23 protein-coding genes are annotated in these 26,086 nt (G+C 66.3%); 4 read left to right on the top strand and 19 right to left on the bottom strand.

Going from position 1 to position 26,086, the window contains the following annotated elements; genetic code table 11:
- Nucleotides 1-9 precede the first annotated feature (9 nt).
- The 11 genes from dhaM to BRADO_RS21510 all read right to left on the bottom strand — a co-directional run bounded on the left by dhaM (nt 10) and on the right by BRADO_RS21510 (nt 13,478).
- Nucleotides 10-408, bottom strand: coding sequence for a dihydroxyacetone kinase phosphoryl donor subunit DhaM (gene dhaM, locus BRADO_RS21460; protein WP_011927449.1), 399 nt, complete (start codon nt 406-408; stop codon nt 10-12).
- 3 nt (nt 409-411) lie between these two features.
- Nucleotides 412-1,017, bottom strand: coding sequence for a dihydroxyacetone kinase subunit DhaL (dhaL, locus tag BRADO_RS21465; RefSeq protein WP_011927450.1), 606 nt, complete (start codon nt 1,015-1,017; stop codon nt 412-414).
- Nucleotides 1,018-1,020: 3 nt separating this feature from the next.
- Nucleotides 1,021-2,031: an ABC transporter ATP-binding protein gene (locus BRADO_RS21470; protein WP_011927451.1), complete on the bottom strand. Its 1,011-nt coding sequence runs from the start codon at nt 2,029-2,031 to the stop codon at nt 1,021-1,023.
- Nucleotides 2,024-3,133 carry an ABC transporter ATP-binding protein gene (locus BRADO_RS21475; protein WP_011927452.1) on the bottom strand — a complete coding sequence of 370 codons (1,110 nt, stop codon included), beginning with the start codon at nt 3,131-3,133 and terminating at the stop codon, nt 2,024-2,026. The genes BRADO_RS21470 and BRADO_RS21475 overlap by 8 nt, the downstream gene beginning before the upstream one ends.
- 4 nt (nt 3,134-3,137) lie before the next feature.
- Nucleotides 3,138-3,356 carry a hypothetical protein gene (locus BRADO_RS21480; RefSeq protein WP_011927453.1) on the bottom strand — a complete coding sequence of 73 codons (219 nt, stop codon included), beginning with the start codon at nt 3,354-3,356 and terminating at the stop codon, nt 3,138-3,140.
- Entirely contained in the window at nt 3,353-4,306 is a 954-nt protein-coding gene (locus BRADO_RS21485) for a carbohydrate ABC transporter permease (RefSeq protein ID WP_011927454.1), read from the bottom strand. Before BRADO_RS21485 ends, BRADO_RS21480 begins: the two co-directional genes overlap by 4 nt.
- On the bottom strand, nt 4,303-5,265 hold the full coding sequence (locus tag BRADO_RS21490) for a carbohydrate ABC transporter permease (protein ID WP_011927455.1): 963 nt from the start codon (nt 5,263-5,265) through the stop codon (nt 4,303-4,305). The genes BRADO_RS21485 and BRADO_RS21490 overlap by 4 nt, the downstream gene beginning before the upstream one ends.
- 121 nt (nt 5,266-5,386) lie before the next feature.
- Entirely contained in the window at nt 5,387-6,718 is a 1,332-nt protein-coding gene (locus BRADO_RS21495) for an ABC transporter substrate-binding protein (protein WP_011927456.1), read from the bottom strand.
- A gap of 1,066 nt (nt 6,719-7,784) precedes the next feature.
- Nucleotides 7,785-8,726 carry a DUF4253 domain-containing protein gene (locus BRADO_RS21500; protein WP_244422859.1) on the bottom strand — a complete coding sequence of 314 codons (942 nt, stop codon included), beginning with the start codon at nt 8,724-8,726 and terminating at the stop codon, nt 7,785-7,787.
- 397 nt (nt 8,727-9,123) lie between these two features.
- The gene (locus BRADO_RS21505) at nt 9,124-12,267 is read right to left on the bottom strand and encodes an efflux RND transporter permease subunit (RefSeq protein WP_011927458.1); all 3,144 of its coding nucleotides are present in this window, start codon (nt 12,265-12,267) and stop codon (nt 9,124-9,126) included.
- A gap of 29 nt (nt 12,268-12,296) precedes the next feature.
- Nucleotides 12,297-13,478 carry an efflux RND transporter periplasmic adaptor subunit gene (locus tag BRADO_RS21510; protein ID WP_011927459.1) on the bottom strand — a complete coding sequence of 394 codons (1,182 nt, stop codon included), beginning with the start codon at nt 13,476-13,478 and terminating at the stop codon, nt 12,297-12,299.
- Between the two features lie 629 nt (nt 13,479-14,107).
- Here BRADO_RS21510 and BRADO_RS21515 point away from each other — a divergent pair.
- On the top strand, nt 14,108-15,181 hold the full coding sequence (locus BRADO_RS21515) for a dienelactone hydrolase family protein (protein ID WP_083794940.1): 1,074 nt from the start codon (nt 14,108-14,110) through the stop codon (nt 15,179-15,181).
- Nucleotides 15,182-15,281: 100 nt separating this feature from the next.
- On the top strand, nt 15,282-15,767 hold the full coding sequence (locus BRADO_RS21520) for a hypothetical protein (protein ID WP_011927462.1): 486 nt from the start codon (nt 15,282-15,284) through the stop codon (nt 15,765-15,767).
- Nucleotides 15,768-16,003: 236 nt separating this feature from the next.
- On the opposite strand, the gene blaOXA is transcribed toward BRADO_RS21520, so the two are convergent.
- The 4 genes from blaOXA to BRADO_RS21540 form a co-directional block, all read right to left on the bottom strand.
- Nucleotides 16,004-16,822 carry an OXA-1091 family oxacillin-hydrolyzing class D beta-lactamase gene (gene blaOXA, locus BRADO_RS21525; RefSeq protein ID WP_011927463.1) on the bottom strand — a complete coding sequence of 273 codons (819 nt, stop codon included), beginning with the start codon at nt 16,820-16,822 and terminating at the stop codon, nt 16,004-16,006.
- 86 nt (nt 16,823-16,908) lie between these two features.
- Complete coding sequence (locus BRADO_RS21530; RefSeq protein ID WP_041756781.1) at nt 16,909-17,193, bottom strand: EscU/YscU/HrcU family type III secretion system export apparatus switch protein; 285 nt, start codon at nt 17,191-17,193, stop codon at nt 16,909-16,911.
- Complete coding sequence (locus BRADO_RS21535; RefSeq protein ID WP_011927464.1) at nt 17,190-18,836, bottom strand: flagellar hook-length control protein FliK; 1,647 nt, start codon at nt 18,834-18,836, stop codon at nt 17,190-17,192. Before BRADO_RS21535 ends, BRADO_RS21530 begins: the two co-directional genes overlap by 4 nt.
- A 62-nt stretch (nt 18,837-18,898) precedes the next feature.
- A complete protein-coding gene (locus tag BRADO_RS21540) occupies nt 18,899-19,681 on the bottom strand; it encodes an ATP12 family chaperone protein (RefSeq protein WP_011927465.1) in 783 nt (260 codons plus the stop codon).
- 89 nt (nt 19,682-19,770) lie between these two features.
- On the opposite strand from BRADO_RS21540, the gene BRADO_RS21545 reads away from it, so the two are divergent.
- Nucleotides 19,771-20,211: a hypothetical protein gene (locus tag BRADO_RS21545; protein WP_011927466.1), complete on the top strand. Its 441-nt coding sequence runs from the start codon at nt 19,771-19,773 to the stop codon at nt 20,209-20,211.
- Nucleotides 20,212-20,308: 97 nt separating this feature from the next.
- Here BRADO_RS21545 and BRADO_RS21550 read toward each other — a convergent pair whose 3' ends face one another.
- Nucleotides 20,309-21,685: an RluA family pseudouridine synthase gene (locus BRADO_RS21550; protein WP_011927467.1), complete on the bottom strand. Its 1,377-nt coding sequence runs from the start codon at nt 21,683-21,685 to the stop codon at nt 20,309-20,311.
- Between the two features lie 62 nt (nt 21,686-21,747).
- Between BRADO_RS21550 and BRADO_RS21555 the strand changes: the two genes are divergently transcribed.
- On the top strand, nt 21,748-22,734 hold the full coding sequence (locus tag BRADO_RS21555) for an alpha/beta hydrolase (protein WP_011927468.1): 987 nt from the start codon (nt 21,748-21,750) through the stop codon (nt 22,732-22,734).
- 147 nt (nt 22,735-22,881) lie between these two features.
- On the opposite strand, the gene BRADO_RS21560 is transcribed toward BRADO_RS21555, so the two are convergent.
- Genes BRADO_RS21560 through BRADO_RS21570 form a run of 3 tightly spaced genes read right to left on the bottom strand, consistent with a single transcriptional unit; the run spans nt 22,882 to nt 26,045 of the window.
- On the bottom strand, nt 22,882-24,216 hold the full coding sequence (locus BRADO_RS21560; protein ID WP_011927469.1) for a replication-associated recombination protein A: 1,335 nt from the start codon (nt 24,214-24,216) through the stop codon (nt 22,882-22,884).
- A complete protein-coding gene (locus tag BRADO_RS21565) occupies nt 24,213-25,607 on the bottom strand; it encodes a DegQ family serine endoprotease (RefSeq protein ID WP_011927470.1) in 1,395 nt (464 codons plus the stop codon). The genes BRADO_RS21560 and BRADO_RS21565 overlap by 4 nt, the downstream gene beginning before the upstream one ends.
- Before the next feature lie 60 nt (nt 25,608-25,667).
- Nucleotides 25,668-26,045 carry a helix-turn-helix domain-containing protein gene (locus BRADO_RS21570; RefSeq protein WP_011927471.1) on the bottom strand — a complete coding sequence of 126 codons (378 nt, stop codon included), beginning with the start codon at nt 26,043-26,045 and terminating at the stop codon, nt 25,668-25,670.
- Nucleotides 26,046-26,086 lie beyond the last annotated feature (41 nt).

Raw genomic sequence — 26,086 nt, forward strand, 5'->3', positions numbered from 1 at the left:
TCGTCACCGTCATCCACCCATCAATTCTTCAGCCGTCGCGCGAACCGCGTCGAGCGACGAGCCGCCCGAGGCCTCGGTTGCCGCCATGACGGCGCCCTCCACCAGCGGCGCATTGCAGATCACGATGCGCTCGCGCTTGTCCTCCGGCATCATCTCCACCGCCATCTCGCTGTTGGTCTCGGCGCCACCGAGATCGACGAGGATTGCAACGCCGGAGTCCGACCAGGCTTTGTCGATCGCGCCCATGATGGCGCCGACATCGGTGCCAAGCCCGCCATCCGCATTGCCGCCGACAGCCGCGAGCGGCACGCTGTCGCCGACCATCTGCCTGACCATGTCGGCCGCGCCCTCCGCCACCTTGGCGGAATGCGATACGATGACGATGCCGACGTTCTTCTGCTCACCCATGCTTCACACCTCGTTGAAGACGCTGCAGATCGCCTGCACCAGCAGGCTCGACGAGCGCGCGCCGGGATCCATGTGCCCGATCGAACGCTCGCCGAGAAAGGACGCCCGCCCGCGGATCGCCTTCATCGGCACGGTCGCGTCGGCCGCCTCCGCGGCGACCGCGGGCAATCGCGTTGCGAGATCATCACCGTCGGCGGCAAAGGCTGCTTGCACCGGGATCAGGACGTCGAGCATCGTCTTCTGCCCCGCCTCGGATTTGCCGCGGGCCTTCACGTCCTCGATGGCCCGACCGAGCGCGGCAGCGGCCTCGGCCGCAGACGGTTCCGGCGGCAGCGCCTTCCCAAGCCCCATCGCCAGCGTTCCGTAAAGCGGACCCGAGGCGCCGCCGACCTTCATCACCAGCGCCATTCCGATCGCCTTCAGGGCATCGGGCAGCGGCTTGGCCGAGATGCCATCGGCGTCCGCAAGCACCGCCTCGAAGCCGCGCTTCATGTTGAGGCCGTGATCGCCGTCGCCGATTGCGGAATCCAGCGCCGTCAGTTCCTCGGCATGGGCGATGATGGCGTCGGCCATCGCCCCGATCAGTCTGCGCTTGAACGCCTGGTCCATGACTCATCTCACCCGCTGGCCCGCCCGGTCGAACAGCAGCGGCCGGGTGAACTCGATAGCGACGGCGTCGCCGACTTTCAATTCCGTGTCCGGCTCCACCAGGCTGACGATCTTCTGATCGTTCAGCATGATGTGCAGGTGGTTCTGGTCGCCGAGATGCTCGATCCATTTGACCTGTGCAGCTGCGCCGCCATTGGTCCGGCGTACCGTCATGTGCTCGGTGCGCGCGCCGATGATCGCGACGTCGCCGGGTACGGCGAGATCAGGAAACAGCCCGCGCGGCAACAAATTGATGCCGGGGCTGCCGAGCCGGGTCGCAACGTAGGTGTTGGCCGGGTCCTCGTAGACTTCGCGTGGAGATCCCATTTGCACCAGCCGGCCTTGGTCGATGACGCCGATGCGGTTGGCCAGCGTCATCGCCTCGATCTGGTCGTGGGTGACATAGAGCATGGTGGCGCCGAGATCCTGCTGGATGCGCTTCAGCTCGATGCGCAGATCTGCGCGCAGCTTGGCATCGAGCGACGACAGCGGCTCGTCAAGCAGCGCGATCGCGGGCCGTCGCACCAGCGCGCGGCCGATCGCGACGCGCTGCATCTGGCCGCCCGACAATTCCGTCGCGCGATTACCTAGCTTGTCCTCGATTCGCAGCATCGCCGCGACATCGCCGACGATCCGCTTGATCTCGGCTTCCGGCGTCTTCCGCACAGGCGAGCGCAGCGGGAAGGCGAGGTTGTCGTAGACCGAGAGATGCGGGTAGAGCGAGTATTGCTGGAATACGAAGGTCACGTCGCGCGCCGCCGGCGTCGCGCGGGTCTGGTCGACACCGCCGATGATCACCGAGCCATGATCCGGCGCTTCGAGGCCCGCGACCAAGCGCAACGTTGTCGTCTTGCCGGCGCCAGTCGGCCCCAGCAGCACGACGAGCTCGCCATCGCGGATTGTCAGCGAGATCTCGCGCACGGCGGGCTTGGCGCCGAAGTACTTGCTGACGGCATTGAGGCGCGTCTCAGCCATGGCGGCCTCCCCTCGCCGGCTGCTCATGCAGCGCCGTTCGGATCGCGCGGCCGGTCGCGGCATTGAACAGCGAGAGACGGTCAGCCCGGAAGCTCAGCCCGACCGGTTCCGCGCGCTCGACGCGCACCGCAGCCGGAATGCGCGCCTTCACCATGCCGTGCGCGGTCGTGATGGTCACGATCTGGGTGGTGCCGAGATATTCGGCGCCGAACACTTCGCCGCGCAAACCGCCATCGGTTGCGAGCGTCACCTGCTCCGGGCGCACGCCAAGTACCAGATCGCTGCTAGCGGCATCCTCGCGCAATTCAGGAACACCGATCTCGGCGCCATCGATGCGGATGCATTTGGTGCCTGCTGGAAGCCTGGCATCGAAGCGGATGAAGTTCATGGCCGGTGATCCGATGAAATCGGCGACGAACATCGAGGCCGGCCGGTCGTAGATGTCCTGCGGCGTGCCCAGCTGCTCGACCACACCGCGGTTCATCACCGCGATCTTGTCGGCCATCGACATCGCCTCGAGCTGGTCATGGGTAACGAACACGGTCGTCGCCTTCAGGCGATCATGCAGCGCGCGCAGCTCGCCGCACATGATGTGGCGGAATTCGGCATCGAGCGCGCCGAGCGGCTCGTCCATGAGAAACGCCTTGGGCTCGCGAACGATCGCCCGACCCAGCGCGACGCGCTGGCGGTCTCCACTCGACAATCCGCTGACCGGACGATCGATCAGATGATCGATCTGCAGGATGCGCGCGGCCTGCTTGACCCGGCGTTTGATTTCGGCCTTCGGTACTCCCATCGAAACCAGCGGAAAAGCGATATTCCTGCGGACGTTCATATGCGGATACAGCGCGAACAGCTGGAACACCATCGCGATGTCGCGCTCGCGCGCCCGGCGGAACGTCACGTTTTCGCCGCCGAGGCTGATCGTGCCGGAGGTCGGCAGCTCCAGTCCCGCGATCATGCGCAACGTGGTGGTCTTGCCGCAGCCGGAGGGGCCGAGCAGGCAGAAGAACTCACCATCGGCGATCGTGAAGCTGGTGCCGCGCACGGCGGCAAAGCCGCCGAATTGTTTGACCAGGTTTTCAATCCGGATCTCGGCCATGGCTTCAGTCCGGGAACTTCGAGACGATGGTGAACATCACCACGCCGGCAAGCGTCGTGACGAAAGAATAGGTGTAGAGCACCAGCGCAAAAGGCTGCAGCAGCATCAGCACGCCGGCGGCAATCAGCACGGTCGCGACGGTTTCCATCGGACCGCGGCGCAGTGCTCGCGGCCACCGCGATTGCGTGACTTGGACCGGTCGATCTTGCGCGATCTCGCTCATTTGCGCACCGCTCCGAAGGTGATGCCGCGCAGGAGATGTTTTCGCAGCAGCACGGTGAACACGACGATGGGGATCAGGAACAGCGTCGTTCCGGCCGCTACAGCCGGCCAGTCCTGGCCGCCTTCGCCGATGATGATCGGAATGAACGGTGGCGCGGTTTGCGCCGTGCCTGATGTCAGAAGCACCGCGAAGGCGTATTCGTTCCAGGCGAAAATCAGGCAGAAGATCGCGGTCGCGACGATGCCGGTGGTGGCCTGCGGCAACACGACCTTGAAGAACGCCTGAAGCCGCGTATAGCCGTCGACCATCGCCGCCTCTTCGTACTCCCGCGGAATCTCGTCCATGAAGCCCTTGAGCAGCCAGACCGCGAGCGAAATGTTGACGGACGTATAGAGCAGGATCATGCCGAGCCGCGTATCGGACAGGCCGAGCTCGCGATACATCAGATAGATCGGGATCGCGACCGCGATCGGCGGCATCATCCGGGTCGACAGGATGAAGAACAGCAGGTCGTCCTTCAGCGGTACTTTGAAGCGCGAGAACGCGTAGGCCGCCAGCGTGCCGAGCACGACCGACAGCGCGGTCGAGCCGAACGCGATCACCAGCGAGTTGACATAGCGCGGAATGTAGTTCGATGGTCCCGCGATCACCATGTTGCGCTCGCGCGAGACGCGGTCGCACAGGCTGGAAGCCGGCGGCAGCTTGGCCATGTATTCCGGCGTCTGCCGCGTCCGCGTCGTGAACAGGTTGCAGTAGCCTTCCAGGCTCGGCTCGGCCACCAGCTTCGGCGGATAGGCGATCGCGTCCGACGGCGACTTGAAGCCGGTCATGAAGATCCACAGCAACGGCACCAACGTGACCAGCGCATACGCGATCACGACGGCGGCCGCGATGCGCTTCGTCAGCGGCGACGGATCGACCACGGAATGGGCGGAGACGAGACCGGTCATCGGCTTTTCACCCGGTTGAGCGCCTTGACGTAGATGTTGGCGAGACCGAACACGGTGACGAACAGGATGATGGCAAAGGCCGAGGAGTAACCGGTCCGCCATTTCTCGAACGCCTCGCGCTTGAGGGTGATCGAGGCCACCTCCGTGGTCGAGCCAGGCCCCCCACCTGTGAGCAGGTTCACCATGTCGAACATCTTGAAATTCTCGATGCCGCGGAACAGCACCGCGAGCATGATGAAGGGCAGCGCCATCGGCAAGGTGATCGACCAGAACTGCCGCCACGGCGAGGCGCGATCGACCTCCGCCGCCTCGTAGATATAGTCCGGGATCGAGCGCAGGCCGGCGAGGCAGATCAGCATCACGTAAGGCGTCCACATCCAGGTATCGACGATGACGATCGCCCAGGGCGCCAGCGGCACCTGTGCGAGCATCTGGAACGAGGATGCCGGCGCGCCGGTCACGGCCGAGACGACGTAATTGAACAGGCCGGTCTGCGGTTGGTAAAGGAAAGTCCAGAAGTTGCCGACAACCGCGGGCGACAGCATCATCGGCAGCAGGATCAAGGTGGTCCACAGACCATGGCCGCGAAACTTCTTGTCGATCAGCCAAGCCAGCGCGAAGCCGAGCACGGTCTGAATCAGGATGCTCCAGAACACGAAGCGCGCCGTCACCGTCATCGCGGCCCACACGTCGGGGTCGGTCAGGATGGACTGGTAGTTGGCAAGCCCGACATCGAGCACCGTCGCGTTCGGACGGTTGGCGCGATAGTTGGTGAATGACAGGCGAATCGTCCAGATCAACGGAAAGATGTTGATCGCAAGCAGCAGCAGCATGGTCGGCGTGATGAACAGCCAGGCGATGGCGCGCTCCGACAGGCCGCGCACGCGACGAACCATTGCGGGCGGCGTCACCAGGGCGGCGCGGTCGACGAGGCCGCTCAATCCGGTTTGGTCGGTCATGCGAGGAACTGCTTTACGGTGGCTGTTTGATGGCGCTGCTCTATCCTCTCGCCATTCCGGGCTCGCGCTTCGCGCGCCCCGGAACGACTCGTGGAGAGATCGGTACCTATAAGCGCAATCGTCAGAGCTTGCCGTCCTCCTTGAACACCTTGGTCCAGTCCGCGATCAGCCCATCGAGCGCGCCCTTGGCGGTGCCCTGGTCGGCGACGACGTAGTCGTGGACGCGCTTCTGCATCGCGAGCAGTAGCTGCGCGTAGGACGGTTCGGCCCAGAAATCGACCACCTGGTCCATCGCCACCAGGAAGTCGGCGGCGAAAGGCGCGGTGTTCTTGAAGTTGGGATCGTTGAGCACGCCCTTGTGGCAGCTGTATCCGCCGAGTGCCCACCACTTCTTCTGGGTGTCGAGCGAGGCGAACCACTTGATATAGGCCAGCGCCTCGGCGCGGTTCGGCGAATAGGCCACCACCGAGATGCCCTGCCCGCCGATCTGCGAGCCCTTCTCCTTCTGCGCGGGATTGACGAAGAAGCCGATCTTGTCGCCGCCGACATTCGGATCCTTGTAGAGGCCCGGGAAGAACGCAAACCAGTTCATCTGCAGCGCGACCTGGCCGGACTTGAACGCGTCGAGGCCTTCCTGCATGTAGCCGTTGGAATAGCCCGGGGGCGTGCAGCACTTGTACAAGGCCTTGTAGAATTCCAGCCCCTTCACGGCGTCGTCCGAGTTGACGAAGCCCTGCATATCATAGGGCTTCTTCGGGTTCTGGTACTTGAAGCCGAACGGATAGAGCGCGTTGGTCACGCCCATGGTGATGCCTTCCGAGCCGCGCTCGGTGAAGATCGCCGCGCCGTAAACCGTCTTGCCGTCGATCACCCGCTTCTGGAAGAACTCGGCAATATCCTTCAGCTCGCCTTGCGTCTTCGGCACCTCGAGCTCGCGGCCGAACTTCTTCTTGAACTCCTCGCGGATCTCCGGCCGCGCGAACCAGTCCTTGCGGTAGGTCCAGCCATTGGCGTCGCCCATCGCCGGCAGGGCCCAGTAGTTCGGCGAGCCCTTCGGCCATTCGGCGTAGCCCGCCACTGTCGCCGGCATGAAGTCGGAGATCTTGATGCCTTCCTTGTCGAAGAACTCGTTGAGCTTGACGTATTGTCCGTTCTCCGCCGCGCCGCCGATCCATTGCGAGTCGCCGATCATCAAGTCGCACAGCTTGCCCTTGGAGTTGAGCTCGTTGAGCATGCGATCGGCGAAGTTCGGCCACGGCACGAATTCGAACTTCATGTTGACGCCGGTCTTGGCGGTGAAGTCCTTGGACAATTCGACCAGCGCGTTGGCGGGGTCCCACGCCGCCCAGCACAAGGTGATGGTCTTTCCTTCGGCCCGTGCCGGCGCGGATGCGCCGAGCACTGTCGCGGCGGCGACGGTCGCCATCAGTGCAAATGTCTGCAGCAACTTCATCTGGCACTCCCTCCCTGTTGGCGCCGCGCCGCTTTGTGCTGCGACGGCGATGTGTGGCCCGCGGCCAGACGCGCCATCACAACGACAGCGGGAGGCCGCAAGCGTTTCCTCATGCCCCCGGATCATCCGTCCGAGTTAAGTATTTTGTTTAGTAGATTTGCAGCGACTAAACATGTCAAGCGCCATTTCAAGCGTCTTGCGGTGCGTCATGTTTAGCGGATGCGGTAAACGGCTCGTCCTATAGATCATTTTCCAGAGATGGCCGCGGCACAAATTTCTGCGGCATGTCGGCGCAAGATCCCGGCGCCCAACCTTGAGATGCGCCCGCGTCGTCATCTCGGCATGAGCACGACGCCCAGCAGACACAAACTCTGACTTCACAGCTGTCAAACAGCGCCGCTGCATCGCGGCGTGAACCCACCGGATCCGGTCGGCTTTCGAGCATGAAGGAGACATGACGTCGCGATCCCGCGGCGGTTACGCCCGGGCTTTGCATCCGTCGCCCTCTTCCTTTCCAGGAAGAGGCGCAGGGAAGGCCGGGAGCCTGCCGCCCCCCATGGCCCCCGTGCGGAGAAAAATGCACGGGGCAGGAACCACAGGTTCGGCTGGGAACATCCCGGCCTTCCCCGCGCGATGGTTTGAGCGGATTATACGTGATCTCCTTGGGGACCGGCTTGATTGCCCCCATCGCGAACGAATCATCCCGCTCGCTTGACCTCGGCACCGGGAGGCCAGGACCACACGACTTCACCGTCGCATCGCTCCGTTCGTCCGCCCGGTCGTAACCAGGCTGCGGAGCAACGCGCCCACCGCATCGCGGACCCGACGTTCGTGACGATCGCGAAACGTCCCTCTTGGCGGGCCCGGACGCGCGGAAATGTGGAGGTGATTTGCCCGACGACGCAAGTGATCAGCCCGCGACAAACTGGCACGACGGGCAATCGGCGCATGGCGGCCTTGCGCGGATGGCCCGTCGGGCAGATCGGAGCCGAGATCCGCGGATCAACAACTAACAGCTACCACGATGTTCTCCTGGTAGCCGTCCTGAACTCAGACCAGCCGAACTTCAGTCCCACCAGAAGTACCACCAGTCGCTGCTCATCAAGGCGGCGGCGAGCGCGCTGAAGGTGCCGACGCCCTGGTCGATATTGTCGGGACAATAGACATAGTGCTCCCGCGCCAGCGCGAGCGCCTCGTCGCGGGTCTGCGGCCGCCGAGCGACGCGCAGATTGATCACGTCCGAGGTGATGGCGACGAGCTCGGCGCCGTAGCGGTCGCGCCAGTTCCTGAACGCGGCGACGTGCTCTTCCGGCTTCGGGCAGCCATTCCAATGGCCCCAGCGCAAAATGGCCGGGATGGTCGTCCAGTCGTCGGTCGGCGCCAGACCGATGATGACCTTTGTGAGCGGCTGTCCGGTGCGATAATCCATGACGACCGACAGGCCGTCCATCGCATCGGTCGTGTCGGGCCAATCGCCGAGCGGCGGCTCGCGGCCCGATCCGAGCATCGCGGCGATGGTCTCGTCGCGTGTCAGGGTGCGCGGCTGTCCGTCCTTACTCTCGGTGATCACGGGCAAGGGCATGTCCGGCTTGGCCGCCAGCATCTCCTTGAACTGCCTGATCGCGGCCTCGTTGCTGTCCTTGCTGCGCTGGATGAAATCATCGGGAAACCTGATCGACGCAGCGTCGCGCAGGATGTCCTCGACCGGCCGGAGCGGCGGGCCGTACGGTCCATGCGGCGCGAACGGAGTCAGCAGATTGCCCAGGGAGTGGTGCTCGTCCTCGCCGCCGAGCACCACCGGCGCGCCCTGGCCGGCCGCCTTGAGCTCCTGCCATTTGGCCAGAGCATTGTCGCCCGTGGTTTCGATCAGCTTGAGCGGAAACTGCGCCATAGCCTGGCGCTGATACTCCCGCGCGCTATCCTCCGGTGTCACGGCTTGCGCCCTCCATGGCATGGTCGCGCCCAGCGCGCCCGCGAGCAGCCCTGTCAGCACATCCCGCCGCTGCATCGGACGCCCTTCATCTCTCAATGCGTGATCCGCAATATCATAATGATGTGTTCGAGCCAGATTCTAGGCGCAACCGCGACATCTGGCGTCTCAACGCGGGCCTTCCATAGCCACCCGCGAAATACTTAGCGGACTCCCTTGCCACGTATCTGCCACACACCTCGATCGGTGGTTATGGGTCCCGGCGTTCGCCGGGACGACACCGATGATGACGTGAGAGCCGGGCCAAAGACTCTGTCGTCGTCCCGGCCTTGAGCCAGGACCCATAACCACCGAAGCTGGAAGTGAAGCGAGCTGGAATTCAGCCGAGTTTTATTGTGAGAGGCGCGGCGCTTTACTCCCGTCGTTCGTCAAAAAGACGCGCAGGATCTGCGCGTCTCATCAGCAGGCCAAATCCTCAATGCGCCGCCGACGGCAACTCCACCTTCGGCGTCTCGGCAATCGCTTCCTTGTGGCGGGTGAAGAAGCGGATCACCATTACGAAGAACACCGGTACCCAGAACACGGCGAGGAAGGTCGCGGTGAGCATGCCGCCGAGCACGCCGGTGCCGAGCGCCTGCTGGCTCGCGCCGCTCGCGCCGGTGGCAATCACCAGCGGCACGACGCCGAGGATGAAGGCCAGCGAGGTCATGATGATCGGCCGGAAGCGGAGCTCGCAGGCCGTCACCGTCGCCTCGATCAGCGGCGTGCCGCGGGCCCGCAGATCCTTGGCGAACTCGATGATCAGGATGGCGTTCTTCGCCGACAGGCCGATGATGGTGATGACGCCGACCGTGAAGTAGACGTCGTTGGGCAGGCCGCGCAGCCAGGCGGCGGCGACCGAGCCGATCAGGCCGAGCGGCACCGCGAGCATGACGGCGAACGGGATCGCCCAGCTTTCATACAGCGCGGCCAGGCACAGGAAGACGAACAGGATCGACAGGCCGAGCAGGAACGCGGCCTGCGATCCCGCGAGCTTCTCCTGCAGCGACTGGCCGGTCCAGGCATAGCCGAACCCCTTGGGCAAGGTACCCATCAGCCGCTCCATCTCGGCGATCGCGTCGCCCGAGGTGTAGCCGGGCTTGGGGTTGCCGGTGATGCGCACCGAAGGATAGCCGTCGAAGCCGACCACTTGCGTGGGTCCGACCGACCAGGCAATGCGCGCGAAGGACGAGAACGGCACCATCTCGCCGGCATTGTTGCGCACGCTGTAGGTCAAGAGATGCTCCGGCTTGGTGCGCTTGTCGTCGTTGGCCTGCACGACGACACGTTGCATGCGGCCGAGATTGAGGAAGTCGTTGATGTAGTTCGAGCCGAGGCTGGTCGACAGCGCGCCGTTGATCGCCGCGAAGGTCACGCCGAGCGCAGCGGCCTTGGCGCGATCGATCTCGAGCCGCACCAGCGGCGCCGGCGGCAGTCCTTCGACGCTGAGCTTGCCGAGCACCGGTGAGTTCGCGGCTGCCGCGAACAGCTGGTCCTTGGCCGCCATCAGCGCGTCATAGCCGCGCTGCGAACGATCCTGCAGGCGGAAGCTGAAGCCCGAGGTGTTGCCGAGATTGTCGATCGGCGGCGGCGCCAGCACCGACACTTCGGCATCGCGAATCTTGGAAAGCTCCGGATTGAGGCGCGCGATCAGCGCGTCCGCGCTCTCGTTGCGACTGCGCTCCGACCAGTCCTTCAGGGTGACAAAGGCCTGCGCCGTGTTGGAGCCCTGACCGTAGAAGCTGAAGCCGGCGATGAACGACACCGTGTCGATGCCGGGCGTGTCGGCGAGCGTCTTCTCGACTGTCTTGATCACGTCGAGCGTGCGGTTGGTGCTGGCGTCGGGCGGCGTCAGCACGTCGACCATCACGAAGCCCTGGTCGTCGACCGGCAGGAAGCCGCCGGGCAGCCGCCACAGCGAATAGCCGAGCCCCGCCAGCAGCAGCACGTAGATGATCATGAACCGGCCGCCGCGCGCCACCACCCAGCGCGTCGCTGCGCTGTAGCGGCTGGTCACCCGGCCGAACCAGCCGTTGAACCAGCCGAAGAAGCCGCCCTTGGCGTGGCCATGGCCCTGCTCGATCGGCTTGAGCAGCGTCGCGCACAAGGCCGGCGTCAGCGACAGCGCCAGGAACGCCGAGAAACCGATCGACACCACCATCGAGGCGGAGAACTGCTGATACATGATGCCGACCGAGCCGGGGAAGAACGCCATCGGCACGAACACCGCCATCAGCACCAGCGTGATGCCGATGACCGCGCCGGTGATCTGCTCCATCGCCTTCACGGTCGCCTCGCGGGGCGACAGCCCCTCCTCCGCCATGATGCGCTCGACGTTCTCGACCACGACGATGGCGTCGTCGACCAGGATGCCGATCGCGAGCACCATGCCGAACATGGTCAGCACGTTGATGGAGAAGCCGAGGCTGAGCAGCACCGCGCAGGTGCCGAGCAGCGCGATCGGCACCACGATGGTCGGGATCAGCGTGTAGCGGATGTTCTGCAGGAACAGGAACATCACCAGGAACACCAGCACGACCGCTTCGCCGAGCGTCATCAGCACCTTCTTGACCGAGGCGGCGATAACCGGGGTGATGTCGTAGGACACTTCGTATTTGACGCCGGGCGGAAAGAAGCCCGCGAGCTCGGCCATCCGCGTCTTGACCGCCTTGGCGGTGGCGAGCGCGTTGCCGGTCGGCGCCAGCTGCACCGCGACCGCGGCCGCCGGCTTGCCGTCGAGCCAGGACGAGAACGCGTAGGTCAGGCCGCCGACCTCGATCTTGGCCACGTCGGACAGCTTGACGGTCGAGCCGTTGAGATTGGCGCGCAGCACGATGTTGCCGAACTCCTCCGGCGATTCGAGCTGGCCCTTGACCAGCACCATGTTCTGCGTGCGCTGCGTCGACGGCGACGGCGGCACGCCGAGAATGCCGGAGGCGACCTGCGAGTTCTGCGCCGCGATCGCGGCGTCGACGTCCTGCGCGGTCAGGCCGAGGCCGAGCAGCTTGTCGGGATCGAGCCAGATCCGCATCGCGCGCTCGGTCGCGAACAGCCGCGCGCGGCCGACGCCCGGCAGACGGCGCAGTTCCGGCAGCACGTAGCGCGTGGCGACGTCGCCGAGGCCGATCTCGTCGAGACTGCCGTCGGTCGAGGTCAGCGTGACGAATTGCAGGATGGCGCTCGACGCCTCGAGAATGACGACGCCCTGCTTTCGCACCGCCTCGGGCAGCCGCGGCTCGATGCGCTTGATGCGGTTCTGCACGTCGACGGCCGCGAGCTCGATGTCCGTGCCGGGCTTGAACTGGGCGATGATCTCGACCTCGCCGGTGGTGTCGCTGGTCGATTCATAGTTCAGGATGCCGGAGGCGCCGTTCAGCTCCTCCTCGATCAGGCGCGTGACGCTGTAATACAGGTTCTCGGTCGACGCGCCCGGATAGGACGTGGAGATCGAGATCGACGGCGGCGCGATGATCGGGTATTGCGCGACGGGCAGAAACGGAATCGCCAGGATTCCGCCGAGACAGATGAAGATCGCCACGACCCAGGCAAAGATCGGACGTGCGATGAAGAAGCGTGACATGACAGATGGTCTCCGGGCCGTGGCCGCGTTCAATTCGAGGCGGACGGCTTGCCGGCGCCGGCGGCCTGCCACGGCACCGGCGTGACGGCACTGCCGGGCGCGAACTTCTGGAAGCCGTCGACCACGACGCGCCAGCCCGGCTTCAGACCGTCCTCGACCAGCATGCCGCCGTTCAGCGCGCGTCCGAGCCGCACCGGCTGAAGATTCGCGCGTCCCTCATTGTTGACAACGTAGACAGCGCTGCCGCCGGCCGTCGTCCGCTGCACGGCCTGCGACGGCACGACGAGGCCCGCAGCGTCGATCGCCTCCTCGATCTGGACCCGCACATACATGCCCGGAAGCAGTTCGCCCTCGGGATTGGGGAACTCGCCGCGCAGGGTCACCTTCGCGGTGCCCGGATCGACGCTGACGTCGGAGAACAACAGCCGGCCGGGATGTTTGTACATCGAGCCGTCATCGAACAGCAGGCGGACGCGCGCCGCCTCCCGCGACACGCTCTTCAGGCGGCCTTCGGCGAGATCGCGCCGCAGCTGATTCAGCTCGTCCACGGATTGCGTGAAGTCGGCATAGACGGGATCGAGCTGCTGGATGGTGGCGAGATGCGTCGTCTCGTTCGGATTGACCAGCGCGCCCTCGGTCACCAGCGCCCGCCCGATGCGTCCGGAGATCGGCGCCCGCACCGTGGCCCAGTCGAGATTGAGCTGCGCCTGCGCGACGGCCGCTTTCTGGGCAGCGACGTCGGCCTGCGCCTGGCGCTCTGCGGCGACCGCGAGCTCATACTGCGCCTGGGTGGTGGCCTCGCCCTTCAACAGGTTCTTCAGGCGATCTTCCTGACGGTCCGCCTGGTAGAGCACGGCCTCCGCCTTGGCGAGTGCGGCGCGCGCCTTCTCCAGCTCGACCTCGAACGGGGCCGGATCGATGCGGTACAGCACCGCGCCGGCGTCCACCATGCCGCCCTGCTGGAAGCTGCGCTCGATCACGATGCCGCTGACGCGCGGCCGAACCTCGGCGATGCGCATCGAGGTGATGCGTCCCGGGAGATCCTTCGTCAACGTCACCGGCGCCGATTCGAGCTTGACGACGCCAACCTCGGGCGCATTGGACGCATGCGGCGCAGCTGTGCCGCCCTGGTCTGTGCAAGCCGCAAGCGTCATCACGGAGACGGCGCAGATTGTCGCGCCAGCGGAACGGATCAACTTATCTCTCAGCATGAAGCCCATCGAATAACATCGCGGCGCGCATCATTGCCCGATGATCGGGCCGGACAGAGCAAATACGCTCGATCCACTCCCGTCTCCGGATCGTCGCTCACTGACTTTGGCGCGCCGTATACCATGGTCGCGAGCAGACGAATGTTCGTGCGGCGGTTACATAGGTGAGTTGTTAGCTGACGCCAGCTTCTTTGCTGGAGGACTGCGACAACCCGGCAGCGCCGAATTGCCGCATGCTCCGGCAGCGCGTGCGCACTTTGTCGCGCCCCTCGGTCTGATGCTCTCGCGTCAGATCACTGCGGACGTGATTTACTTGAAGTGCCCATGAATGATTTACGATACGAATCCCTTGGCGAATTCAGCCGGCGATTGTGCTGAAGCGTACAACGTGGTCGTTAGGTTCATTATCCGGACACAGAACGTTCGGTGCCGGTCGGCTGCAGCAGTTTGATACCTTCCGCGCCGTCGCAGCTCAACGAGCGACCTCCCCGGCGGCAGAAGAGCTGCTGCCCTCGACGTTCTCCACTACCGCCCGCATCGTAGCAGGTCGCGACGTTTGACAGCCTCGAGCGGGCCCGGTCTACTCGCCTGCAAAGCCGCGCAACAAGCGGTGAGCGAGGAGGACCGTCATGGAGCGACGCAGTGGTGGCGCGGCAGTCGAGGCTGCGCGCGAAAGTCTCAGTCTCTCATGGGCGATGCGACAACGCCGTCGGCGCTTTTCCGGCGCGATCGCGGCGGTGCTTGCGCTGCTCTGTCTGGCGTCCACCGGCACGACGCATGCGCAAGGCATTCCCAAGGATGTGCCGGCACGGGTCGAATTATATCCGATCCCCTCGCTGACCTTGTCGGACCGCCAGTTCCTCGCAGGTGACGAGGGCGGCAAGCCGGTCACCGTGGTCGGTGAGCTGCGCGTCGCGCAGGGCAGCGGCAGGCTACCGGTCGTCGTGCTGATGCACGGCTCGGGCGGCGTGGGCGCCAACATCGCGGCCTGGACGCGCACCTTCAACGCGATGGGCATCTCGACCTTCGTGATCGACGGCTTCACCGGCCGCGGCATCACCGCCACCAGCACCAATCAGGCGCAGCTCGGCCGGCTGAATCTGATCATGGACATCTATCACTCGCTCGATGTGCTGGCGAAGCATCCGCGGGTCGACCCCGAGCGGATCGCGCTGATGGGCTTTTCACGCGGCGGACAGGCGGCGCTGTATGCGAGCCTCGAGCGCTTCCACAAGCGCTGGAATACGTCGGGGCTGCAATTCGCCGCCTACATTCCATTCTATCCGGACTGCTCCACGACCTATCGCGGCGACACTGATGTCGCGGCGCGGCCGATCCGGATCTTTCACGGCGGGCCGGACGACTACAATCCGGTGCACACCTGCAAGGCCTATGTCGAGCGGCTGAAGGCGGCCGGACGCGACGTCGAGCTGACCGAATATCCGGACTCGCCGCACGGCTTCGATATCGGCCTGCTCGGCGCCAACATGCTGGCGATCGCGTCCAAGGCGCAGACCGTGCGCAACTGCCGCATCACCGAAGGCGACGGCGGCATGCTGATGAACGCGGAGACGCAGCAGCCTTTCACCTATCAGGACGCCTGCGTCGAGCTCGATCCGCATGTCGGCGGCAATCCGGCGACCGCGGAGGCGGCGCGGCAGGCGGTGACGGACTTCCTGCGCGCGCTGTTCAAGCTGTCGTGAGCAAGAATAGAACGATTTGGATCAATTTTTGAGGTGACGGATCGAACGGATCGGGTGTTCCTGCGTTGTCGCTCGCTTTTCGACGATGAAACGGAGCCCGATGATGCGCGCCTCTCGCCTTGCAATTCCGACCCTGCTCGCCGCGCTGGCCGTGGGCGGCGCAGCCCATGGCGCGCCAGCCTCACCGTTCCGGGCGCTTGAGGGCTCCTGGACCGGCGGCGGCGTGATCAATTTGTCCGACGGCAACCAGGAACGGCTGCGCTGCCGCGCCGCCTACGACGTGGGCGGCGCCGGCGAGCAGCTGCGCCTGAACATCCGCTGCGCCAGCGACAGCTACAATATCGACCTCTCCAGCGACGTCGCCTATCGCGGCGGCGAGATCTCCGGCCAGTGGACGGAATCGAGCCACAATGCCTCCGGCACCATCGAGGGCCGCGCCGTCGGCAATCGCATCGAGGCCCAGGCGCGCGGCCAGACCTTCTCCGCCGGACTGGCGCTCACGACGAGCGGCAAGCGGCAGACGGTGTCGATCCGGCCCGCCGGCACGGATATCAAGGGAGTCGACCTGGAGCTGGCGCGGCGCTGATGGAAACGTAGGGTGGGCAAAGTGCCACCGTCAGGCGGCGCGTGCCCACCGCGGTCGTGCCACGGGCGCGACGGTGGACACGGCGCGCGACACTGCCGTTCACAACTAACAATCTGCCCTGCGCCTTTGCCCACCCTACGGCAGCTTCGTAGCCCGGATGAGCGCAGCGACATCCGGGATCTCATGCGCTGTCGCGGTGAACCCGGATGTCGCTGCGCTCATCCGGGCTACAACAGCTAAATTGCGCCGATGTCCTTGAGGCACGCCTGCGTCAGCGTCATCCGGGCCTCGACGTGGCGCGGCTCGGGGCAGTCCATGTTCATCGCGAACACGGTCGGCTGGTCGCCCTTGTCGACCCAGCCCACCATCCAGCCGAGCGAGCCCTGCTCTTTTCCCAGCAAGCCCGACTTCGCGTGAATGACGGCGTCGCCGCCCTTGGTCACCGGGATGATGTCGCGCGTCAGGTCCTGGCTGCGCTTGGAGACCGGCAGCGCGCCGCGCCGGAGGCGGTCGATGAAATCGACCTGCTCGACCGGATCGATGCGCAAGCTCCCAGTCAGCCAGAACTGATCGATGCCGCCGCCAATGTCGTGATTGCCGTAGTCGAGCTCCTCGAGATATTTCTGCATCCGCTCGGGCCCGATCCGGCGCGCGATCTCCTGATAGACCGGCACGGCAGAGACGGCGATCGCGCTGCGCAGGGTGTGATCCTTGTTCCAGGCCTCGATCGGTCTGATGACGCCGTCCCACTTGAACACATCCTTGTCGGGATCCTCGACGACGCCGGTGTCCAGCGCGATCAACGAGTTGGCGATCTTGAAGGTCGAGGCCGGCAGCCTCGCCTCGCCCGAGCGCTCAGTGTCGCTGGCGATGATGAGATATTCCTCGACCTTGTAGGCGAGGAACGTGCCCTTGGTCCCCACATCGGTGAAGCGCTGCGCGAGCGAGGGGCGGATCTCGTTTCGCGGCGGCGCGACATGCGCCAGCGTGCGCGCGGGCAACAGGCCTGCCCCGGCGATCAGGCCAAGCACGTGACGGCGGCTCATTATCGGCATTGCGTCATCTCTCCGTCGAAGTCCGTTTCTCCCTATCACAGGGCGATGGGGATCGAGGCATGACGGAGATCACAATGCGGCGCGCGCTAGCGCACCGGCCGCGACAGATTGAGCACGAACACCAGCACCTCGGCGACCGCCTTGTAGAGCTCCTCCGGGATCTCGTCGCCGAGCTCGACATTGGAGAGCGCGCCGGCCAGCACCTCGTTCTCCTCGATCGGGATGTCGTGCGCGCGCGCGACCTCGATGATCTTGGCGCCGATCGTGCCCTTGCCCTTGGCGACGACGCGCGGCGCGCCGCCCTGGCCCTTCTCGTAATGCAAGGCGACGGCGAGCTGCGTCTTGCTGGCGGCCTTCACGTCGATGCTCATAACGCGCGATCCAGGAAATGGCCGGCCTTGGGCGGCAGCACGGCCGGCGGTGCACCGTCCTGCACGACGAGATCGCCGGGCGAGAGCTCGGCCCGGCTCAGCGCCTGGCTGAGTTCGGACAGGCCGGCGCGCAGCCGCGCCGCGGTCGCGGGGCGCTCGGCCCACATCCGCACCGAGGTGCGCTCGGCGTTGAACGAGATCAGCGCATGCACGGGGCCAGCGGGCTCGACGTCGAGCGAGAAGCGCGCGCGCCAGACGCGCTTGGCCGCGTCGGGCGCCTGCGTGCCGCCGTCGCGCGTAATCTCGAACTGCGCCATCGCGGTACCCTGCGGGGTGGCGAAGGGAATCTCGAAATTCCAGCGCGGCAGCGTCGGATCATTGCGCGCGCTGGAGGCGTCGGGACGATCGGGCAGAGAGGCGACCTGCAACAGGGTCTGGCGCGACAACGCCTGATCGGTCTCGTCGAGCAGGCGATGCGCAATCGCCGGCAGCGGTGTATTCGGACCGAGCGTCGGCGTCGCGATGTGTTGGGGCACCGGAGCACCGCCCCGGAACGGTGGCGGCGGCGTGTTGGTGCGCACGACCACGTCGCCGCGGCCATTGACGGTGCGTCCGGGGATCAGGCCGGCGGCGCGGGGAATCTGCTGCTGCGCCTCCTGCAGCACGGCCAGCACCGCGCCCGGGGTGAGCGATTGCGCCTTGGCCTGGGTGAGGGTCTCGATCAATGCCGTGCTCGTGAAGCTGCCAGCTGCGGCATCGGGCCGGCCCGCGCCGGTGGCCCAGGGTTGCGGCGGCAGCTCGATCTCGATGTCCGGCACCAGCGATGGCGCAGCATTCTGCTGCGCGGCGGCGGCACGGCCGGCTTCCGAGAGCACCGACGCATAGGAGGCGCCGGGCGACGGCTGCGTCGCCGCGGTGGTGCCGGGATCGACGGTCTGCAATACCGTCGCGAGCATCTGGCGCAGCACGATCAGCGCCGCTTTCAGATCCGAGGGCGCCGATGCGGTGCTGCCCTTGGCGAGCGATGATTCCATGAACAGGCCGGAGCTGTGCACCGCGCTTTGCAGATCGTCGGCGGTGAGCGCCGGTGACAATGTCGTCTGCTGCGCCAGCACCTGGGCGACGGCGGCGCGCAGCGCGGGCGGCAGGCTTGGCGAGTCGGCGACCGCCTGCAGATCCGCAAACAGCTGGCCCTGGCTGCCCTGGCGCGTGGCGGCCTCCTCGCTGGCGATCGACACGGCCAGCCGCTCCAACCCTGTCAGAGGATCGGCCGGCGGAGGCAGCGTCGGCGCGAGACGTCCGGTGACGTCGACGACGGTGGCGGCCGGCGTCGGCGTGCCGCCCGTGCCGGAGGCTGTGCCCTGCCCGACGATCGCGAGCTGCAGCCCCTGCGCGGTCTGCGACACCGCGACCTGCACGGACTGCCCGGCCTGCAGCGGCAGCTCGGTGGCGAGCTCGAGCGACAGGTTTCCGATCGCGACCTGAACCAGATTTTCGGCGAGCACCTGCTGCACCCTGGCGCTGAGCAGCGCACCAGCCTGCAGAGTCGGGCCCGATGTCGCGTTCGCCGCGGCGCCCGACGCTGCGGTTCCCACGCTGCGAACGGCGCTGACGGACGGCGACGGGGTGACACTCTGGACCATGCGCGTACTCGGGTTACGCGCGGCAGACTAGACCTTCGCCCTAAACCCGGCGTTAACCGGCCTCAGATGGCGGCCTCGACCGCCCGGAGGATGCGGACGGCGGCCTGATAGTCGACCTGCTTGGCGGCGCGGCGGTGCACCGCCTCCTCGTCGGCGCCCCATTGCTCGATATTCCAGTCCTCATCGACATTCGCGGCCGCCCAGACCTGGTCGGCATCGCGCACGCCATGGGTCAGCGCGAGGGCGAGCAAGGCCGAGCCGGTGACGGTGGTCACGACATGCGCGGCCGCCACCGCCCAGGGGCCGGTCGGCAGCACTTCGCGCGCCGCACGCACGGCGGCATCGGGCTGGGTCACGTGCATGATGCCCTCGGACAGGATGAAATGCGCGCCGAGGCTGTCGCGCGCCCAGTCCAGCACCGGATCCCAATGCGCGGCCTCGCGTTCCACCAGCCCCTCGGGATGGCCGGCGCGGTAGAACAGCAGGTCGGACTGGAGGTATCTGGCCATGTCCGCGCGCACGTCCTCGACGCGGTCGACCACCGACTGCACGACGCTGTTGGCGAAGCGTGTCAGCGGCATGCTCGCGGGATCGATGGTCTCGCCTTGCGCGCCCCACTCCGCGGCCACCGCCTCCGCCAGCTCGCGCACGGGAACGACGACGACGCGGCCCGAGGGGGTGCGGATCGGCCTTCCATCGAGCGTGACGTAATGGCCGCCCTCGGCCTCGGCCGTGCCGGCCTCCTTGTAGAAGCGCTTGCGCTGCGGCGCGCGCATCGCCTGCCGCGCCGCCTCCTGCGGATCGGGCTTGCCCTGGCCGACCACCTCGTCAAACAGCTCTCGCATCAGATTCCGGCCCTCTTGCAGGGAAGATTACACGGGATTTGTTGTTTGCGCGGTAGATAAGGCCTGATCGACCGAAATGCGAGCTGCCGATGCGTCTCCTGGTTTGCGTCCTCCTGCTGCTCGGCAGCGCTGTCCCGGCCGCCGCCGGCTTCCGAACGCCGGAATCGCTGGTGCGCAACGTCTATGCACATTACGGCCAGGGAACGCCGGAGCTCTCCGCCGGCCTGCCGCGCACGCCGGAGACCGCAGCGGAGTTCTTCGACCCGAGCCTCGCGAAAGCCTGGGCCGCGCCACGGCGCGAGCCGTACGACTTCCTGGTGCAGAGCCCGCGCTGGAAGCTCGGACCGGTCGCGATCTCGATCCTGCGCCGGCAGTTCGACAAGACCTATGTCGCGGCGAGCTTCGACAACCAGGGCCGGCGCATCTCAATGAACTTCATTGTCGTCAAGGGGCCCGACGGGTGGGTCATTCTCGACGTCGAGACCCCGCACGATTCGCTCAAGCTGTTCCTGGAGCAGTTCGGGAAATGAGGCATGTAGCCCGGATGAGCGCAGCGACATCCGGGGTCTCACGCGCTTTTCGATTGAACCCGCATGTCGCTGCGCTCATGCGGGCTACGAGAGCTCGTCACTCCTCCGGGGCGTTCTCGATCGGGTCGAAGCGGTCGTGCTCGAGGCCGAGCAGGTTCCAGGACTGCAGCATGTGCGGCGGCAAGGGTGCGGTGGCGTCGATGACGCCGCCGCGCGGATGCGGGATGACGATGCGGCGGGCGAGCAGATGCAGCCGGTTCTGCAGCCCGCCGGGCAGCGACCAGTTCTCGATGTTGAAATATTTGGGATCGCCGACGATGGGATGGCCGATATGGGCCATGTGCGCGCGCAGCTGATGGGTGCGCCCCGTGACCGGCTTGAGCGACACCCAGGCGAGCTTGTTCGCCGACGCCTCGACCACCGCGTAATAGGTCACGGCGTGGCTCGCGCCCTCGTCGCCATGGGCGGCGACCCGCATGATGGTGTCGTCCTCGCCCTCGTCCTTGGCGAGATAGGTCGAGATGCGGCCCTGCTTCGGCTTGGGCACGCCGGCCACCAGCGCCCAATAGACCTTGCGGGCCGAGCGATGGCGGAAGGCGCCGGTCAGATGCGTCGCGGCAAAGCGGGTCTTGGCGATCAACAGACAGCCGGAGGTCTCGCGGTCGATCCGATGCACGAGCCGCGGCTTCTGGCCCTTGGCGTCGCGCATCACCTCCAGCATCTGGTCGATGTGGCGCGTCATGCCGGAGCCGCCCTGCACCGCGAGCCCGGCGGGCTTGTTGAGGACGAGCACGTCGTCGTCCTCGTACAGCGTCATCGCCTTCAGGCTGTCGAGGGTCTTGCGCTCGCCTTCGGAGAGGCCGGCGCGCTCCTTTGGCGCATCGAGCTTGAGCGGCGGGATGCGTACGCTCTGGCCCTCCTCCAGGCGATCCTTGGAATCGGCGCGCTTGCCGTCGACGCGCAGTTCGCCTTTGCGGACGATGCGCTGGATGTGGGAGAACGACAGGCCGGGGAAGCGCGCCTCGAGGAAGCGGTCGACGCGCATGTTGTTCTCGTCGGCCGTCACCACCACGGTCTGCACCTTGGTCGGCAGCAGCGGCGTCTCCGGCTCTGCCTTCTTCGGCGGCGGCGCCGCCGGCTTGCGCTCGGGCCGCTCGACGCCGAAGCGCGCGGGCTTACCGCCGGTGGCGCGCTTGCCGCGCGGCTCGAACGTCTCGCGCCGGTCCTCGCGCTCGGGACGCGGAGCGCGTCCGTTGCGTGGGCCGAACTCGCTGTGGGGCGCGGACTCGCGCTCCCCGGCAGATCGCCCGCGCGGGCGATCGCTCTCGAAGCGCTTTGCCGACTCCCGCTTCGGCATCTCCCGCTTGGCGGGCGCACTGGCGCCACGCGCGGCCTCCGCCTTCGGCCGCTCGCTCTTGCGGCGGTCGGTCGGACGGTCGGATCGGCTCTGGGTGCGTTTGATACGGCGGCTCATGAACGGTGCGTATCCCAAAAGCCACTGCCAGTCACGGCGAAATCGCGATAAATGCCGCGAGCATGTCCTCTGGCGAATCGATGCTGATCGGAGCTGTTCGAATGACGCTGACACGACTGGGCCTGACGCTCCTCGCGAGCGCGTTGACGCTGAGCGCCGCGCAGGCGCAGCAGAGCCCGATGCCGGACGACATCGCCTGGAAGCTGATCGAGATCGGCCGGACGATCGACCCGCCGAAGACCTCTGCAATCTACGCGCCCTTGCAAGCCAAGGAACCCTACGCCGGCGTGAAGGTGCAGCGCGATGTCCGATACGGCGCGGCCGAGCGCAACCTGCTCGATGTCTTCCTGCCTGACACGGCGGCCGCGCCGCGTCCGATCCTGATGTTCGTGCATGGCGGCGCGTTCATCGGCGGCAACAAGCGCACCACGCCGGACAGCCCCTTCTACGACAACATCATGGTTTGGGCGGCGAAAAGCGGCTTCGTCGGGATCAACATCACCTATCGCCTGGCGCCGAAATTCCCCTGGCCCGCCGGCGTGGAGGATGTCGCCAGCGCCGTGCAATGGGTGGCGGCGCATGCCGCCGAGAACGGCGGCGATCCCGCGCGCATCTACCTGATGGGGCATTCGGCCGGCGCAGTGCATGTCGCGACTTACGTTGCGCATCCCGAATTCCACAAGGTCGGCGGCGGGGGCCTGGCCGGAGCCATCATGGCATCGGGCATCTACGACCTCACCGCGTCGCCGCTCGGCGACCAGGAGATGGCCTATTTCGGCATTGATCCCTCGCGCTTCAAGGAACGCTCGTCGCTCGAGGGCCTGCAGGCCTCGACCCTGCCGCTGATGATCGCCTCCGCCGAGCTCGACCCGCCGCGCTTCGTCGAGCAGTTCGACCTGCTGAAGCAGGCCGTCTGCAAACGGCCAACGGGCTGTGCCCGCGCGGTCATGCTGCCGCAGCACAGCCACATGTCGGAGGTGTATTCGATCAACACCGCTGACGACCGGCTGACGCGCGAGATCGCCGAGTTTGTGCAGGCGGGGAAGTAGCAACGCGCTCTCTCGACCGTCATTGCGAGCGCAGCGAAGCAATCCAGGGCGGAACGAGGACTCTGGATTGCTTCGCTGCGCTCGCAATGACGTGGTGAAGACATCGCACAACATCAGCGGCACGGCCCGCAGCGAAGCGCGTATCCCCTACCCACCCCGCTCCTTCCGCAGCTTCGCCCAATAATCCAGCCGCTTGCGGATCTCGCGTTCGAAGCCGCGTTCGGGCGGGTCGTAGAAGTGCTGGCGGCCCAGGGCTTCCGGGAAGTAGTCCTGCCCCGAAAACGCATCCGGCGCGTCGTGGTCGTACTGATAGCCCGAGCCATAGCCTTCGCTCTGCATCAGCTTGGTCGGCGCGTTGAGGATGTGCTTCGGCGGCAGCAGGGAGCCGCCCTCCTTCGCGACACGCTTGGCGGCGCCGAAGGCTTTGTAGGCGGCGTTGGATTTCGGCGCGGTGGCGACGTAGATCACGGCCTGGGCAATCGCAAGCTCGCCTTCGGGCGAGCCGAGAAAGTCGTAGGCGTCCTTGGCGGCGTTGGCGATCACCAGCGCCTGCGGATCGGCGAGGCCGATATCCTCGACGGCCATGCGGACGATGCGGCGGGCGAGGAACAGCGGGTCCTCGCCCGCGTCGAGCATGCGGGCGAAGTAGTACAGCGCGGCATCGGGATCCGAGCCGCGCACCGATTTGTGCATCGCCGAGATCAGGTTGTAGTGGCCGTCGGCGGATTTATCGTAGATCGGGGCGCGACGCTGCAGGACGTCCTGCAGCTGCACGGCGTTGAAGATCTCGCCCTTGCGCGCCGAGCGCCACACCTCCTCGGCGAGCGTCAGCGACGCCCGGCCGTCACCGTCGGCCATGCGGATCAGCACATGGCGCGCGTCCTCGTCGAGCGGCAGCTTGCGGCCCTCGACCTCTTCGGCATGACTGTAGAGCTCTTCGATCGCGGCGGCGTCGAGCGAATGGAAGATCAGCACGCGCGAACGTGACAGCAGAGCCGCATTGAGCTCGAAGGATGGGTTCTCGGTGGTCGCGCCGACCAGCACGACCGTGCCGTCCTCCATCACGGGGAGAAAGGAGTCCTGCTGCGCCCTGTTGAAGCGATGCACCTCGTCGACGAAGAGAAGCGTGCCCTGCCCGGTCTCGCGGCGGGCGCGCGCCGCATCAAACACCTTCTTCAAATCGGCGACGCCGGAGAACACGGCCGAGATCTGCTCGAAATGCAGCTCGGTGGCGTCCGCGAGCAGCCGCGCCACCGTGGTCTTGCCGGTGCCGGGCGGTCCCCAGAAGATCAGCGAGCCAAGCGTGCGCGTCTCCAGCATGCGGGTCAGCGCGCCGTCGGGGCCGAGGATATGATCCTGCCCGACCACATCCGAGAGCTTGTGTGGACGCAGCCGCTCCGGCAGCGGCCGCGGCGCATCATGCTCCAGCCCCGCCGCGGCGAAGAGGCTCGGCCCGCCTTGCTGGGGGCGCTTCGGGCTCATCCGCCGAGCGTGACGTTGATCTGCTGGCCGCCGCGCAGCACGGTAATACGCCAGAGGCGAGCGGACTCGCGCGAGGCCTTGTCGAGATCGGTGGTCTTGGCGATCTTCTGGTTGTTGACGGCCATGATCACGTCGCCCTTCTGGAAGCCGACATTGGCGGCCGTTGTGCCGTCGCCGGGCTCGAGCACGACGACGCCCTCGGTGTCGGCGTCGAGATGCAGCTCGTCGGCCACCGCCGGCGAGATGTTGGCGACCTTGGCTCCCTGGAACGGCGAGCGGCCGCTGATGACGATCTCGTTGCGCCCGGTGTCTGGCGCGGTCTCCAGCGCGACCGCGACCTTCACCGGCTTGCCGCCGCGCTGCACCTCGATCTGTGCGCTGCCACCGAGCGGGCGGGTCGCGAAGCGATAGTCGAAGGCGTTGGGATCATCGACGGTCTGCCCGTCGATCGACACGATCAGGTCGGACGATTTGATGCCGGCACGCGCCGCCGGGCTGTTCGGCGTGACGCTCGCGACCAGCGCGCCGGTCGGCGAGCGCAGGCCGAGGCTCTCGGCGATGTCAGGCGTCACCGCCTGCAAGCGCGCGCCCAGCCAGGGACGCTTGACCGCCTTGCCGCCGCTCTTGGCCGAGGCGACCACGACGCGCACCATGTTCGCCGGGATCGCGAAGCCGATGCCCTGTGAGCCGCCTGACTTCGAATAGATCGCGGTGTTGATGCCGGCGAGCTTCCCGGTCATGTCGACCAGCGCGCCGCCCGAGTTGCCGGGATTGATGGCCGCATCGGTCTGGATGAAGAACTGATAGTCGGTGATGCCGACCTGGGTGCGCGCCAGCGCCGAAACGATGCCGTGGGTCACGGTCTGGCCGACGCCGAACGGATTGCCGATCGCGAGCACGACGTCGCCGACTTGCAGATCGTCGGAATTGGCGAGGTCGAGGGTCGGAAACTGCTCCTTGGTGCCCTTCAGCCTGAGCACCGCAAGGTCGGTGCGGCTGTCCTTGAGCACGATCTCGGCCTCGTACTCGCGCTTGTCGGCGAGCGACACCTTCACCTCGTCGGCGCCCTCGATGACGTGCACATTGGTGACAACCAGACCGGAGGAATCGATCATCACGCCCGAGCCGAGCGAGCGCTGCATTTGCTCCTGCGGACCGCCCTGCAGACCGAAGAAGCGGCGGAAGATCGGATCATCGAGGAACGGATTGCGGTTCTGCACCACCTTGGCGGCATAGACGTTGACGACCGCCGGCTGCACGCGCTGCACGATCGGCGCATAGGACAGCCGCAGCTCGGCCTGGGATTGCGGCACCCGCCGCTCCTGCGCCGCGAGCGGAGTGGCGGCCAGCAGCGCAAGCAGCAGGACCATGGAGGAGCGAATCAGCGTCATGCGAGCAATCCTGGGAAAATGACGGCTTCGATATAGGCGGTACGGCCGGTGCGGCCAAGCTCAGGCGGTCTGATGCGGCGTTTTGATGGTCTCTGCAACGGGAGCGCAGGACAGCCGTTCCTGGTGCCGCTCGCCCCATGTCCTCAGCACCTCGATCACCGGCCGCAGGCTCTCGCCGACCTCGGAGAGCGTGTAATCGACCCGCGGCGGCACCTCGGCATAGACCTTGCGAACCACCAGCCCGTCATCCTCCAGCGCGCGCAGCTGCTTGGTCAGCATGCGCTGGGTGATGCCCGGCATCAGCCGCCGAAGCCCGCCGAAGCGCTGGGTGCCGCCCTGCAGGTGGTAAAGGATGACGCCTTTCCACTTGCCGTCGATCAGATCCAGCGTGGCTTCGACCGCGCAGCCCGGGCGGCGGGTGAAATTCTTCCGTTTCATCGTGGTTTGGCCCAATAGTATCCAAACGGGGACTAGTTCCC

This window comes from Bradyrhizobium sp. ORS 278 (assembly GCF_000026145.1).
In the GTDB taxonomy this organism is placed as follows: Bacteria; Pseudomonadota; Alphaproteobacteria; order Rhizobiales; family Xanthobacteraceae; genus Bradyrhizobium.